Raw genomic sequence first — 14,141 nt, forward strand, 5'->3', positions numbered from 1 at the left:
AAAAGAACCGGGCGGCCTGACCACCCGGTTCGAAAAATCGCATCAAAAGAACCGATAGAGCTTAGTTGCGCTCTTTGTCGACCAGTGCGCCCTTCTTGATCCAGGGCATCATGCCGCGCAGCTTTTCGCCGACTTCCTCGATTTGGTGACGGTCATTGATGCGGCGGGTGGCCTTGAAACGAGAAGCACCTGAATGCCATTCCTGCATCCATTCGGCGGTGAACTTGCCGGACTGGATGTCCGTGAGAACGCGCTTCATCTCGGCCTTCGTTTCCTCGGTGACGATACGCGGCCCGGTGACATATTCACCCCATTCGGCCGTGTTCGAGATCGAGTAGTTCATATTGGCGATACCACCTTCATAGATCAGGTCGACGATCAGCTTCACTTCGTGCAGGCATTCGAAATAAGCCATCTCCGGTGCATAGCCGCCTTCGACCAGGGTTTCGAAACCGGCGCGGATGAGCTGGACCAGACCACCGCAGAGAACAGCCTGCTCACCGAACAGGTCGGTCTCGCATTCTTCCTGGAAGGTTGTTTCGATGATGCCGGCACGACCGCCGCCAACGCCCGAAGCATAGGAAAGCGCAACATCAAGTGCGTTGCCGGAGGCATCCTGCTCGACAGCAACAAGGCAGGGAACGCCGCCGCCACGCTGATATTCGCCGCGAACGGTGTGGCCGGGGCCCTTCGGCGCAATCATGATGACGTCGACGGTCTTCTTCGGCTCGATCAGGCCAAAGTGCACATTCAGACCATGCGCGAAGGCAATCGCTGCACCGTCACGGATGTTCGGTGCGATTTCGCTGCTGTAGATGCCGGCCTGTAGCTCGTCAGGCGTGGCCATCATCATCAGATCAGCCCATCCAGCCGCCTCGGCAACGGTCTTGACCTCGAAGCCGTCGGCCTCGGCCTTCTTGGCGGTCGCGGAACCGGCGCGCAAAGCGATAGCGATGTTCTTCGCGCCGCTTTCCTTCAGGTTCAGCGCATGGGCTCGGCCCTGCGAACCATAACCAATAATGGCAACGTTACGGCTGTTGATGAGATTGATATCCGCATCCTGATCGTAATAAACTCGCATTGTCTTTCCTTCCCTTGACAAAACTTCGCCCTACCGCGCTGTAGCGACAGGCAATTCAATTGGCCGCATAAAGCGTCCAGAACCTTTCCACAGCCAGTTTCGCGCGCCGTTGGAACAGACCGCGGTCGGCGGCCTCTCCAAGCAGCAGGCGAACATGACTGTCACCGACGATAAGCCCGTAAAACACACGATAAGCCTCGTCGCCATTATCAAAAACCAGCAGGCCGGAACGCCTGCCATCTTCCAAAAGCGCCCTCGCCCGCTGGTCGATCTGGGCCCGGCCACGCTCCAGCAGCATACGTCCAAGCTTCTGCCCGTCCTTGGTGACGCGGCCAATGGCGAGCCGGTTTAGCGCCAGCGAGACATCGCCGGCCAGAACGTCGAGCAGATCCTGCGCAAAAGCGCTCAGATGCTGCCTCAACTCATCGGCATCAAGCCGGTGACCGGCACTCTCGAATGTGCGCACCTTGCTTGCCTGATAGGCGATCATGGCGGAAAGCAGGCCGTCACGATCACCGAACCATTTGTAGAGGCTTTCCTTTGAACAGCTCGCCGCGCGCGCGATTCTCGCCGTCGTAACAGACTTCTCACCGCCTTCGACAAGCAACCGCAGCGCTTGTTCGAGAACCACCTGCTGGCGGGGCGTGAAATGAAGTTCGTTTTCGACGTCGTCGATCAAAATACTGCTCTCGTTTATGTACGGTACGGTACGGTACCTATTGCCGTAGTTTCAGCGCACGGTCAAGCACCTTTGGTCGTGCCACCGAGATTTCTGACCGCAGCGACCCAAAATGGCCTCCCTCACGAGCCATGAACCAGCAATCGCGGAAATGTGAACTCCTTGGCATTGCAGGCGCGAACCGGCGAACCAACATGAACTTTAAAGGTGGCCAAGACCGAGGCCATAAACGCCACCTGCAAGTTGCTAGCGAGGGTCCACTCATACGGAAAATAAATTTTAATCAAACGATTGACTATCACATTGGTGAGCGCTAAATTTGACGCAACGGGTGACAAGTACTCGTCGATATTCATCGTGATGAAGCTTTTATGGTACGTCTCTACCCTATCAGCGATCAACGTTCGCGATGACCTCCAGAAACACCCCGGCCATTCCCTGCGCCGGGGTGTTTTGTTTGAAGTGCCCTGTTTTCGCCGCAAAAGCGGCTATTCTCCATACTTGCGTACGCATTGCGCCTCCTGTGCTGGAGCCTAATCTGCCGCCAATTAACCATATTGCGGAACAACTGAGACATTCACCGCGTTAGGGCGCTATATCTCAAAAATGACCTCCAACGGGCACCCCGGCTAATCCCTGCAGCCGGGGTGCCCGTCATCATATCAATCAGCCGTTTTTTCCTCGCAGTCGAAGCGACTACGCGAAGCATGAACATGAGCCTGGTTTTCTTTTGCCCACACCACCACATTCTGCCATGCCTGCAGGAACGACGTACCCGCCGCCGTAAGCGCATATTCCACCTGTGGCGGTTGGGTCGGATACACCGTGCGGGTGATATAGCCATCGCGCCTGAGCTCAGTCAGCGACTTCGTCAGCATGCGCTGCGAAATATCCGGCGCGCAGCGTTTCAGCTCGGAAAACCGCAGCGGCCCGTCAAGCAGAGCCAACAGAAGCAGCGTACTCCACTTTCCTGAAACCCGACTCAAAACATCGCGCACAGGACAGGTTTCAATATCCCCCTGCCCCAGCAACTCTTCTATTTTTCGATCCATCGTCACAGCCTCCGGGCACACAGATGTAACCGCACCACAAAATAGTGCCTTCTTTACAAATCCTGCGCCTCACTTACATCAATATCAGTCTCATTTTGAGACCATATCTCGAAAACAACAGCGGCATCAGAAGGAAATGTTATGACCGGCACCAAAATACTCCTGACCGGCGCCTCCGGGAAACTTGGGCGAGAAACGCTCGACATCCTGCTTTCATCCGGAAAGCCCGCGCATGAAATCATCGCCACAACACGCAATGTCTCGAACCTCGCCGACTACGCCGCAAAGGGCGTAATCGTGCGCCAGGCGGACTTCAACGCTCCCGAAACACTCAGCGAGGCCTTTGCCGGCGCCGACAGGATCGCCATCATCTCGACCGATGCCATCGATCCCGGCAGCGACCGCGTTAAGCAGCACGCAGCAGCGGCGGAGGCTGCCAAACTGGCGGGCGCCAGCCACCTGATCTACACCTCTTTGCCCGATCCGGAAGGCTCCAGGATCAGTTTCGCACCCGATCATCTCGGCTCGGAAAAAGCGGTAATTGGCAGTGGCCTCAGCTATACGATCCTGCGCAACAGCTGGTATCAGGAAAACCTGTTGATGAGCCTGCCACAGGCCTTCGCCCAAGGCGTCTGGGCCACATCAGCGGGCAACGGCAGACAGAGCTTCATTGCGCATGAGGACTGTGCCCGGGCGCTGGCGGCAGCGCTGCTTTCCAACAGCACTGAAAATGCAATCTACACCCTCAATGATGGCGAAAGCCACACCGTGGAGGAGATTGCTGCGATGGCCAGCGCCATTGTCGGCAAACCGCTGGAGGTCAGCCACATCAGCGAAGACGCACTGCGCGCAGGCCTTACCGACGCGGGACTGCCGCCCTTCGTTGTCGATCTTTCGGTGAGTGCCGATGAAAATGTTCGAACCGGGGGCTTCGATATCATCAATGATGATTTCGAGACCCTGACAGGACAGAAGCCACAGACGCTTCGTTCCTTCTTTGAGGCAAACAGGGCCGCGTTCTAAGGCGCTGGACAAAAGCCGGGCGGATGATCGGTTGCCCGAGCCCCGCTCAGGCGCTCTCGCCGCAGGCCCTGCGGAAACGTCGCACACTCTCGGCCATGCCATATTCCAGGGCATCGGCCGTCAGACCATGACCGATGGATACTTCCGCCAGATGGGGAATCCTGCCGGCAAGCAGCGGCAGGTTCCCCACCGTCAGATCATGACCGGCATTGACCCCGAGACCAGCCTCAAGGGCCAGTGCGGCGGTCTCGCCAAGCTGCGTCGCAATCACCTTCTGGCGCTCCGGTTCATCAAAAGCACCGCCATATGGCCCGGTGTAGAGCTCGACCCGGTCCGCCCCGCTTTCGCGCGCGGCTTCAAGCTGGGCCTGACTTGCATCACCATCGGCAAAGAGAGAAACCCGTATCCCCTTTTTCTTCAGACGGCCGACGGAACGCTTCAGAAGATCAACATTGGCGATAAAATCCCAGCCATGATCGGAGGTCGACTGGGCTGGGTCATCGGGCACCAACGTCACCTGTTCGGGTTCGCTTTCCAGGCACAAGCCCATGAAATGATCGCTCGGAAACCCCTCGATATTGAACTCCGCTTCGGGAAACTCGTCATCGATCAGTGCGCGGATGACCGCAAGATCCGAAAACCGGATATGGCGCTGGTCCGGACGCGGATGGACCGTCAGGCCGTATGCCCCGGCAGCAAGCGCGATCCTGCCCAGACGACGAACACTTGGCCATGGCAGATCACGGCGGTTGCGAAGCTGCGCGATCGCATTCAAGTTGACAGATAGTCGAGCAACCATGTGCAGCCTCCCCCAGCGCTTCATTCAAACTTCATAGATAACTAAATTAAAAACTACGAAACATCTGTTATTGTTGGCTTTAATATCGCGTCACACCACAATGGTCAATCGTTCCGCCGCCCGTGTAATAGCGGTGTAGAGCCAGCGTTCCCGCGTATCCCTGAACGCCCAGCTCTCATCGAACAGCACGACATTGTTCCACTGTGAGCCTTGCGCCTTATGGACAGTCAGCGCATAGCCGTAGTCGAAATCATCATAGCGCTTCTTGGTGGACCAGGGAATTTCGGCTTGGCTGTCTTCGAAGGCCGCCTTCAGCAGCTTGATCTCGTGAGGCACCACGATCGGGATCGTCCTCTTCCGGGTTCACCAGAAGATTGATGCCCGGCTTCACGGTTTCCTTCGAGGCTGACATCACCTTCCACAAAGAGCCGTTGAGCAGGCCCTTGGCAGGGTCATTGCGCAAACAGACCAGCTTATCGCCGGCCTGCGGGTAGATCTGCGAGAACCCCTTGAGTTCGCGCAGGCGCTGATTGTAGCGCCGCCGTGTCTTGTTGGTGCCAACCAGAACCTGATCGGCATCGAGCACCAGGTCCTGCGTCACCTCGCGGCGCGAGATCACCTTGGCCTCGCCATAATCGCCGTTCGGGATTACATCGCCCTCGCGAACCCGCATGGCCAGATCGATGATCGGGTTGTCGCGCGCCTGGCGGTGGATTTCGGTCAGCAGGAAATCCGGCTCCTGATTGGTGAAATAGCCGCCACCAGAGACCGGCGGCAGCTGACCGGGATCGCCGAGCACCAGCACCGGCGTACCGAAACTGACAAGATCCTGCCCGAGCTTCTCGTCCACCATCGAGCATTCATCGATGATGATCAGCGCCGCCTTGGCGAGCGGGCTTTGCCGGTTGATCGTAAACATCGGCGAAACCGAGGTCTTGCCGGTCTCTTCGTTCTCGATCATCTCCTCGCCTTTCGGGCGATAGATCAGCGAGTGAATGGTGCGGGCATTGGTGGCACCGCGCGAGCGAAGCACCTGGGCGGCCTTGCCGGTGAACGCGGCAAACAGCACCTCGCCATCGACATGTTCGGCAAAATAGCGCGCAAGCGTGGTCTTGCCGGTTCCGGCAAAGCCGAACAGCCGGAACACCGGCGAACGCCCTTCCTTCAGCCAGCGCGAAACCGCCTTCAGCGCTTCATCCTGTTGCGGTGAGAAATCCATGGGCGTGACTTGGCAGGATTCGCCGTGCCGGGGCAACAAAAAATCCGGTGAAGCCGGGAATAAAACGAAGCGCCTGCGTGTCTATCCGTTGAATGCGTCATGAAAACCACGGCGCAGAACAACCAAACGGAGTGACTGACATGATGAAGATCTCGATCCTCGCCGCCGCCGCCCTTGTGGCCTTTGCTGGCGCCGCCTCTGCCGGAACAAACACCTTCCGTACCGTTGATACCTATGACGGCCAGGTGCTGGCTGGCCAGAACGGCCAAACACTCTACAGCTATGACAAGGACGCACGGGACATTTCCACCTGCTACGGTAGCTGTGCGGACGCGTGGCCACCATATCTTGCCGGCCCATCCGCGCAACCGTTCTCGAAATACTCGTTTGTGGTGCGCAAGGACGGGCAAAGACAGTGGGCTGTGAATGGCGAACCTCTCTACTTCCGGGCAAACGACAATAAACCCGGCGACGTTACCGGCGCAGGCGTCAGCAATCTCTGGAAGGTTGCGCGACCGGCCTGACGTCGCCCCGGCACGGCGGCGCCACGCCGCCGTGCCCGATGATGTTTTTGAAGCTGAACTGTTGCGCCTGCTTCCGCAAATGAAACCCATCGCGCAAGCGATGACAGGATCAGTCGATGACGGTGGCGATCTCGTTCAGGACACGTTCGAGCGCGCGCTTTGCCACAAGGCGCAATGGCGCGGCGACAATCTCGGTGGCTGGCTCTATGCCATCATGGCGCACATCAACGCCAATCGCTGCCGACATCGCAACACGCTTGCCTTTGTCGAACTCGAGTTTGCGGAGGAAATTGCGGACAAAACCGCGAGTGAAACCATTGAACTGGAACGGCTGGAACTGACCGAGGCGCTCGATCAACTACCTTCGGCGTTCCGCGTCGTCGTGGTTCTGCATGAGCTGGAAGGCCTGAGCTATGAAGACATCGCAGAAAAACTGGGCATCCCGGTCGGCACGGTCATGTCCAGACTTTCGCGCGCCCGGCACCGTCGGGCTGACCATCTGAGAGGCGAAAACTCAGCGCAACATCGGCCAGAGGCTCGCCACCAGCACCAGAGCCATGCCGATATTGAACCATTTGAGCCGGTTGCCTCTGGAAAGCCAGTGCCTGAGACCGGAGCCGAAGCCGGCCCACAAGGAAATGCTGGGAATGGTGATCAGACCGAAGATGCACGCAACCAACGCCACGGAAAGCGGGTAGTGCTCGGGATCGGTGTAAACGGACATCGCCGTCAGCGCCATAATCCAGGCCTTGGGATTGACCCACTGGAAGGCGACCGCCTGAAAGAAGGTCAGCGGCTTTCCACTGGTCGTCTCACCGGAGGAAAGTTTTCGGGTGGACCCGATCTTCCAGGCAATCCAGAGGAGATAGGCGGACCCGGCAATCTTCGCGACAATCAGGATCGGTGGAAAGGCGGTAATAACCGCACCCAGCCCGGCACCAACACCGGCCATCAGCAGCGCAAACCCCGCGACCACGCCCGATATATGCGGCAAGGTTCGAAAAAAGCCGAAGTTCACCGTGGCGGCGAACACCATCATATTGTTGGGACCGGGCGTGATCGAGGCCGCAAGCGCGAACCCGACCAAAGCCAGCAATGTCTCGTTGGTCATCTGCCTGCCCCTCCTGCAGGTGGGCCACGCCGGAACGGATTACCCTGACCGGCGCGGCCGAAAGCAAAATGACCGCTACATGCCCTGCGGGCCGCGGTTCATCGATGCCGGTCCAGTGCGGCAGATTTCGACAAGCCCGAGCGGGCGCATGATCGCGATGAACTGATCGACCTTGGAGACCTTGCCGGTCAACTCGAACAGGAAGTGCTCGATCGAAGCATCCACCACCTTGGCGTCAAAGGCATCGGCGAGGCGAAGCGCTTCCTGGCGCTGGTCGCCATTGCCGACGACCTTGACCAGCGCGACCTCGCGTTCGACCGGCGGCGCCTGGCCAAGCTCGCGGGCGCGCACGGAAAGATCGACCACCCGGTGAACCGGCACCTGCCGGTCGAGCTGCGCCTTGATCTGCTCCAACACGTCAGGCGTGCCCTTGGTGACGATGGTGATCCGCGAAAGATGCGCCTCGTGCTCGGTTTCCGAAACGGTGAGGCTTTCAATATTGTAGCCGCGGCCGGAAAAAAGGCCGACGACACGGGCAAGCACGCCCGGCTCGTTGGCAACAACCACGGAAAGCGTGTGGCGCTCCGGCGGCGCCGTCGGGCTTGAAATGAAATAGGCTGAACCGGTCGGCTGTAGTTTGGCGTTCATTGTATTAAACCCTTTCCCAGCTCAGACGAGCTGACGGCCCTTGGCATCGATGGCGGTTGCGACGGCTTCGTCATTGGCTTCATCCGGCAGCAGCATGTCATTATGCGCCCTGCCCGACGGGATCATCGGGAAGCAATTGGCGAGATTGGCGACACGGCAATCGAAGATCACCGGTTTCGGGCTGTCGATCATCCGCTGGATCGCATCATCGAGATCGGCAGGGTCATCACAGTAGATGCCTTCCGCGCCATAAGCTTCCGCCAGCTTGACGAAATCGGGCATCGCCTCGGTGTAGGAATGCGACAGCCGGTTACCGTGGAGCAGTTGCTGCCACTGGCGGACCATGCCCATATACTGATTGTTCATGATGAAGATCTTGACCGGCGCATTGTGCTGGATCGCCGCCGCCATCTCCTGAATGCACATCTGGATCGAGGCATCGCCTGCGACGTCGATAACCAGCGCTTCCGGGTGCGCGATCTGGACGCCGAGAGCGGCCGGCAGACCGTAACCCATGGTGCCGAGACCGCCCGACGTCATCCATCGCTTCGGCTCTTCGAATTCGAAGAACTGCGCCGCCCACATTTGGTGCTGACCAACCTCGGTGGTGATGTAGAAATCGCGTCCTTTTACCGCCGCGTTCAGCCGCTCCAGCGCATATTGCGGCATAATCACGTCCTTGTTGGGCGTATAGGCGAAGCAGTCGCGACCGCGCCAGCGATCAATATTGCTCCACCATTCGTCGAGCGACGGTTTTTCGGCCGGCAGCGCCCGCCATGCCCGGACCATTTCTTCCAGAACATGAGCGACATCGCCGAGGATCGGCACATCGACATGGATGGTCTTGTTGATCGAGGACGGGTCGATATCGATGTGGATCTTGGTCGAGTTCGGCGAGAACGCATCGACGCGGCCGGTAATCCGGTCGTCGAAGCGCGCGCCGATACAGACCATGACGTCGCAATCGTGCATCGCCATATTGGCTTCGTAGGATCCGTGCATGCCCAGCATGCCCAGCCAGTTCTTGCCAGACGCCGGATAACAGCCCAGCCCCATCAGCGTCGAGGTAATCGGGAAGTTGGTCAGCCCGACCAGCTCACGCAGCAGCCGCGTGGCCTCATCGCCGGAATTGATGACACCGCCGCCGGTATAGAGGATCGGCCGGCGGGCGTTCGCCATCAGTTGAACGGCAGCCTCAATGGCGTCGGCATTGCCCTGAACGGCCGGACGATAGCTCTCGCGGATCGGATGGCCTTTCAGCGGCGTGTAACGGCCCTTGGCGAACTGAACGTCCTTGGGAACATCGACGACAACCGGCCCCGGACGGCCGCTCTGGGCGATGCGGAAGGCCTCGTGAATGACGTTGGCGAGATCGTTCACGTCCTTGACCAGCCAGTTATACTTGGTGCACGGGCGGGTAATGCCGACGGTGTCGCATTCCTGGAAAGCGTCGGAACCGATCAGCGCGGTCGGAACCTGGCCGGAAATGCAGACCAGCGGAATCGAGATCCATCAGCGCATCCTGCAGCGGCGTAACGGCGTTGGTCGCGCCGGGACCGGAGGTAACCAGCATGACGCCGACCTTGCCGGTGGAGCGGGCATAACCTTCAGCGGCGTGACCTGCGCCCTGCTCGTGACGCACAAGTACGTGAGCGATGTCGTCCTGCTGAAAGATCTCGTCATAGATCGGCAGCACTGCGCCGCCCGGGTATCCGAAGATATGTTCAACCCCGTTTTCTTTCAGCGCCTGCAAAACGATCTCGGCGCCTGTCATCAAGTTGTCCGTCGCGGTCATCGTCATTTTTCCGTTTCGATGGTCTCAAGGAATTACGTTGTTATCGGGCATAAAAAAAGGCCCCTTCAAGGAGCCTGTTGTCGCGCATGGGTGGCTACTGCCGGATGGTTACACCATCCTGCCCATACGCGATCCCACCACAATAAGAAGTTCTTTCATAATCATGCTTCGGTGATTAGCCGGTCTTGCCGCATCAGTCAACGCGCGACTGCAAGAAAAATAGCCAAACCGGCGCTCGTGTGAAATTAAATTAGGCAGACGCGACAGTGTCACCGCCGCTGAAGTGTCGCCGGGTCAAGCCTTTGCCAGTCATCGCCCATCTGGTTTCGAAACCAGGTCATCTGCCTCTTGGCATATTGCCGGGTGGCGGCACTGGCGCGTTCGATCACCGTTTCGCGACCCATCTCGCCGGCAAGCATCGCAGCAATTTCCCGTACCCCGATTGCCCGCATCACCGGCGCTTCGGATGGAAGGTCCAATTCCAGAAGCGCACGAACCTCCTCCACCGCGCCCGCCTCCAGCATGGCCGCAAAGCGGGTGTTGATGCGTTCGTGCAGCATCGGGCGCTCCGGCAGGATCACAGTCTTTTCCGCATCCTCGGGACGGATCAGCGGTGGCGGTGTTTCAGCCTGAAATTCCGCAATTGAACGACCGCTGGCCTCAAACACTTCCAGCGCCCGCACGATCCGCTGTCCGTCTGCCGGCTCCAGCCGTGCCGCCATCACAGGATCACGCTCGGCAAGCATCGCATGAAGCGGCGCAGGGCCTTCATCTGTCAATGCCTGCCGCCAGCGCCCTCGAACCTCGGGCGGCACATCGGGCATCTGCGCCAGCCCTTCGGTCAGCGCCTTGAAATAGAGGCCCGTGCCGCCGACGAAGACGGGCATCCGTCCCTCGCCTTCGAGCCGCTCGATAAGTGCTGCAGCATCGCGAAGCCAGGCACCGGTGGAATAATCCGCACCTGCCGTCACATGCCCATAGAGATAATGGCCGATGCCCACCATATCATCTGTCGAGGGACGCGCCGTCAGCACCCGCAACGTGTCGTAGACCTGCATACTGTCGGCATTGATGACGACGCCGCCGGTCTCACTCGCGCGCTGCAGCGCATAAGCGGACTTGCCGCCCGCCGTCGGCCCCGTTATCAAAACCGCACGCAGTTTTTTATCCAAGGAATTCACCATGGTTCTCGTTGCCACGCTTGTCGCCAATCCGTCAAACCCTGTTGTGACTGAAGAACTTGTTTCCCGGCTTTCCGGCATCGTCGCCGTCGAAAAGGCGGAATGGCTGAACCCGGGTGTCGCCCTCAACCTCCTTCTTGGGCACCACATCAACAAACAGTCGGCCGAAACCGCCATCCGTGAAGCCGTCGCGGACCTGCCGATCGATCTCGTGATCCAGCCGCTTCTCGGCCGCCGCAAGAAGGCACTTCTGGCGGATATGGATTCCACCATGATCGGCCAGGAATGCATCGATGAGCTGGCTGCCGAAGTCGGGCTGAAGGACAAGGTCGCAGCCATCACCGCGCGCGCCATGAACGGCGAGATCGAATTCGAGCCAGCGGTTCGCGAACGCGTTGCCCTGCTTGAAGGTCTCGATATCGGCATTGTTGACGAAATCATCGAAAAGCGCATCACGCTGACGCCCGGCGGCAAAGAGCTGATTGCAACGATGAAGGCCAATGGCGGCTATACCGCGCTGGTTTCCGGCGGCTTCACAGTCTTCACCAGCCGCATCGGCGCAATGATCGGGTTTGATGAAAACCGCGCCAACAAGCTCATCGAAAAGGACGGCAAGCTGACAGGTCATGTCGCCAACCCGATCCTTGGCCGGCAGGCCAAGATCGAAGCGCTTCACGATGTCGCCCGCAAACGCGGCATTGCCGAGACCGAAATCATGGCCGTCGGCGACGGCGCCAACGACCTCGGCATGCTGGAGCTGGCAGGCGCCGGTGTCGCGCTTCACGCCAAGCCGACAGTCGCGGCAAAGGCCGATATCCGCATCGATCACGGCGACCTGACGGCACTGCTTTACATTCAGGGCTATCACAGCAGCGAATTTGTCACATCGGCAGGTGCATCATGATCATCGCCGAAACCGAACGCCTGATCGTACGAAACTGGGAAGAGCGCGACCGCGACCTTTTTCACGAAATTAATTCAGACGATCAGGTCATGGAATATTTTCCCCATCGACAGAGCCGCGCGGGTTCCGACGCGATCTTCGACATGGTCCGCGAAAGGATCGCGCAGACCGGCTATGGGTTCCCCGCTGTGGAACTGAGGGAGACCGGAGAGGTCATCGGCTTTGCCGGACTGAACGACGACTACAGTGCGAATATCATGCCGGAGGGAACACCCGAAATCGGATGGCGGATGGCCGTGCGATATTGGGGCAAGGGCTATGCCAGCGAAGCAGCGCGCGCGATGATCGATCTCGCTTTCGGCGCGCATCGGCATGATCAGATTGTCGCCTTCGCGGTTGCCGGAAACAGTCGGTCCATCGCTGTCATGAAGCGCCTGGGTATGCGCCGCGATCCAGAAGGCGATTTCGACCACCCTTCTGTTCCCGACAGCCATCCTCAGTTGAAGCATCACGTGCTTTACAGACTGCATCGGGCCGACTGGCGTATATCGGCAGAATAGACATCTATTCGAGCACGAGACTGATGATGCTGAGCGCTCCGTCGGGTTCGGCGACCATCACCGACACGCTGCGGCGTCCCTCGGAGATCAGCTCAACGATGCGCGAACGCACCTCCTGCGGCGTGGTCACGGCATCCTGTCCCACCTCGGCGATTACCATTCCGGGCTCAACGCCCTCGCCGGCGGCCGCGCTTCCCCTTCCACCTCGGTGATCAGCACGCCCTCGACTCCGCCGTCGATCTGGTAAAGCGCGCGGCCATTGTCATCGAGTTCGGCCAGTGTCATGCCATAGAGGGTCACCGGCAGACCGGGGGTGACGACGTCGCCATCTGCTTCCGGCTCATCCGTTGCGGCCAGTGCCTGCTCCGCCCCCTCGGGATCTTCCAGCAGTTCCGGTGTCACCTGCACCGTCATCCGTTCGCCATCGCGGATGATCTCGACAGCCACGGGTTCGCCGATCCGGCCTTCGGCAACAAAGCGTGGCAGATCGCGGGGCGTGTCGATTGCCTGCCCGTCGAAACTCAGAATAATATCGCCTTCCTGCAGAGGACCGCCATCGGAGGGGCCGCCCTCGATGATCGATCCCACAGCGACGCCTGCGGGGTCATCCGCGCCGAGTGATTCAGCCAATGCGCCGCTGACCTCAAGCACGCGTATGCCGATCCAGCCTCTGCGGGTCTGACCAAACTCGATGAGTTGGTCGATGACATTTTCGGCGAGCTCGCTCGGCACGGAAAAGCCGATGCCGATCGAGCCGCCGGACGGCGACAGGATGGCCGTGTTGATGCCGATCACCTCGCCATCCATGTTGAACAACGGACCGCCGGAATTGCCCTTGTTGATCGCCGCATCCGTCTGGATGAAATTGTCATAGGGGCCGTCGAGTTCGCGCCCGCGCGCCGAAACGATGCCGAGCGTGACAGAACCGCCAAGCCCAAAGGGATTGCCGATCGCCAGCACCCATTCGCCGATCCTTACCTGCCGCGAGATCGCCGAACCGCACCGCCGGCAGCGGCGCATCAGGCTCGACCTTGAGAACGGCAAGGTCCGTCTTGTCATCGACGCCAAGCAGGGTCGCGTCAAGCGTGGTGCCATCGGTAAGCGTCACTTCGATGGTGTCAGCATTGTCGATGACATGGTTGTTGGTGACGATGATACCGGCGGGATCGATGATGAAGCCGGAGCCGAGCGAGGAGAACTGCCGGCTGCGCGGACCTTCCTCACCCTCGAAGAAATCCTCGAACAGATCCTCAAACGGCTGGCCTTCCGGCACATCCGGCAGCGGACGGGTTTCGCCGGACGGTCCACCATCCTGGGAGATCGAGATATTGACGACGGAATCAAGCAGCCCCTCGGCCATATCGGCAACGGACACATCACCGAGGCTCTGGGCTCGAGCGGGAGCGACAGGAGCTGCAAGCGGCAGAACGGCGACGGCTGACGCGGCAAGAAAACCCGCACCGGCAATGCGCCGGGCCAGAAATCGGCGAACCGTGTAAATATGCGTGACCGCGGTCATCATGCCTCCGTCTTGTTGATTGTCATCATAGCGGAAGGAGGACGTG

Annotated in this window: 15 protein-coding genes and 4 pseudogenes; 5 read left to right on the top strand and 14 right to left on the bottom strand. The window is 59.4% G+C overall.

The genetic code is table 11. From position 1 onward, the window contains the following. Positions 1-61: 61 nt before the first annotated feature. From ilvC to AC0L7L_RS08730, 5 genes are all read right to left on the bottom strand, one after another. A complete protein-coding gene (gene ilvC, locus AC0L7L_RS08710) occupies positions 62-1,081 on the bottom strand; it encodes a ketol-acid reductoisomerase (RefSeq protein ID WP_272211456.1) in 1,020 nt (339 codons plus the stop codon). A gap of 55 nt (positions 1,082-1,136) precedes the next feature. After that, on the bottom strand, positions 1,137-1,763 hold the full coding sequence (locus AC0L7L_RS08715) for a TetR/AcrR family transcriptional regulator (protein WP_473513838.1): 627 nt from the start codon (positions 1,761-1,763) through the stop codon (positions 1,137-1,139). Positions 1,764-1,882: 119 nt separating this feature from the next. Then, positions 1,883-2,116, bottom strand: coding sequence for a hypothetical protein (locus AC0L7L_RS08720; RefSeq protein WP_272211459.1), 234 nt, complete (start codon positions 2,114-2,116; stop codon positions 1,883-1,885). A 34-nt stretch (positions 2,117-2,150) separates the two neighbouring features. Then, the gene (locus AC0L7L_RS08725) at positions 2,151-2,273 is read right to left on the bottom strand and encodes a hypothetical protein (protein ID WP_473513412.1); all 123 of its coding nucleotides are present in this window, start codon (positions 2,271-2,273) and stop codon (positions 2,151-2,153) included. Positions 2,274-2,422: 149 nt separating this feature from the next. After that, complete coding sequence (locus AC0L7L_RS08730; protein ID WP_473513414.1) at positions 2,423-2,812, bottom strand: winged helix-turn-helix transcriptional regulator; 390 nt, start codon at positions 2,810-2,812, stop codon at positions 2,423-2,425. A gap of 141 nt (positions 2,813-2,953) precedes the next feature. On the opposite strand from AC0L7L_RS08730, the gene AC0L7L_RS08735 reads away from it, so the two are divergent. After that, positions 2,954-3,835: an NAD(P)H-binding protein gene (locus AC0L7L_RS08735; RefSeq protein WP_272211461.1), complete on the top strand. Its 882-nt coding sequence runs from the start codon at positions 2,954-2,956 to the stop codon at positions 3,833-3,835. 46 nt (positions 3,836-3,881) lie between these two features. Here AC0L7L_RS08735 and AC0L7L_RS08740 read toward each other — a convergent pair whose 3' ends face one another. Together AC0L7L_RS08740 and AC0L7L_RS08745 are read right to left on the bottom strand one after the other, a co-directional pair. Further along, positions 3,882-4,634, bottom strand: a complete 753-nt coding sequence (locus tag AC0L7L_RS08740) for a pyridoxine 5'-phosphate synthase (RefSeq protein WP_473513417.1) — start codon at positions 4,632-4,634, stop codon at positions 3,882-3,884. Between the two features lie 90 nt (positions 4,635-4,724). Next, positions 4,725-5,853, bottom strand: a pseudogene (locus tag AC0L7L_RS08745) (ATP-dependent DNA helicase). Positions 5,854-5,993: 140 nt separating this feature from the next. Between AC0L7L_RS08745 and AC0L7L_RS08750 the strand changes: the two are divergent. Further along, entirely contained in the window at positions 5,994-6,377 is a 384-nt protein-coding gene (locus AC0L7L_RS08750) for a COG4315 family predicted lipoprotein (RefSeq protein WP_272211464.1), read from the top strand. 100 nt (positions 6,378-6,477) lie between these two features. Then, positions 6,478-6,822, top strand: a pseudogene (locus AC0L7L_RS08755) (RNA polymerase sigma factor); the annotation flags it as partial. A 69-nt stretch (positions 6,823-6,891) separates the two neighbouring features. Here the strand turns inward: AC0L7L_RS08755 and AC0L7L_RS08760 are convergent. The 4 genes and pseudogenes from AC0L7L_RS08760 to miaA form a co-directional block, all read right to left on the bottom strand. Beyond that, positions 6,892-7,488, bottom strand: a complete 597-nt coding sequence (locus AC0L7L_RS08760; RefSeq protein ID WP_473513420.1) for a LysE family translocator — start codon at positions 7,486-7,488, stop codon at positions 6,892-6,894. Between the two features lie 75 nt (positions 7,489-7,563). Further along, positions 7,564-8,136 (bottom strand): acetolactate synthase small subunit, encoded by a 573-nt coding sequence (ilvN, locus tag AC0L7L_RS08765; protein WP_473513422.1) that lies wholly within the window; start codon positions 8,134-8,136, stop codon positions 7,564-7,566. Positions 8,137-8,157: 21 nt separating this feature from the next. Further along, a pseudogene (locus tag AC0L7L_RS08770) lies at positions 8,158-9,931 on the bottom strand (acetolactate synthase 3 large subunit). A 269-nt stretch (positions 9,932-10,200) separates the two neighbouring features. After that, on the bottom strand, positions 10,201-11,115 hold the full coding sequence (gene miaA, locus AC0L7L_RS08775; protein ID WP_473513424.1) for a tRNA (adenosine(37)-N6)-dimethylallyltransferase MiaA: 915 nt from the start codon (positions 11,113-11,115) through the stop codon (positions 10,201-10,203). On the opposite strand from miaA, the gene serB reads away from it, so the two are divergent. Beyond that, positions 11,114-12,016, top strand: coding sequence for a phosphoserine phosphatase SerB (gene serB / locus AC0L7L_RS08780; protein WP_272211468.1), 903 nt, complete (start codon positions 11,114-11,116; stop codon positions 12,014-12,016). The genes miaA and serB overlap by 2 nt on opposite strands. Next, the gene (locus tag AC0L7L_RS08785) at positions 12,013-12,576 is read left to right on the top strand and encodes a GNAT family N-acetyltransferase (protein ID WP_272211469.1); all 564 of its coding nucleotides are present in this window, start codon (positions 12,013-12,015) and stop codon (positions 12,574-12,576) included. Before serB ends, AC0L7L_RS08785 begins: the two co-directional genes overlap by 4 nt. Before the next feature lie 4 nt (positions 12,577-12,580). Here the strand turns inward: AC0L7L_RS08785 and AC0L7L_RS08790 are convergent, their stop codons facing one another. From AC0L7L_RS08790 to AC0L7L_RS08800, 3 genes and pseudogenes are all read right to left on the bottom strand, one after another. Then, the gene (locus tag AC0L7L_RS08790) at positions 12,581-12,736 is read right to left on the bottom strand and encodes a hypothetical protein (RefSeq protein ID WP_473513427.1); all 156 of its coding nucleotides are present in this window, start codon (positions 12,734-12,736) and stop codon (positions 12,581-12,583) included. Beyond that, the gene (locus tag AC0L7L_RS08795; protein WP_473513840.1) at positions 12,730-13,383 is read right to left on the bottom strand and encodes a PDZ domain-containing protein; all 654 of its coding nucleotides are present in this window, start codon (positions 13,381-13,383) and stop codon (positions 12,730-12,732) included. The genes AC0L7L_RS08790 and AC0L7L_RS08795 overlap by 7 nt, the downstream gene beginning before the upstream one ends. Further along, positions 13,360-14,098: pseudogene (locus AC0L7L_RS08800) on the bottom strand (trypsin-like peptidase domain-containing protein); the annotation flags it as partial. The gene AC0L7L_RS08795 and the pseudogene AC0L7L_RS08800, both read right to left, overlap by 24 nt. Positions 14,099-14,141 lie beyond the last annotated feature (43 nt).

The organism is Martelella sp. K41-7 (assembly GCF_055808365.1).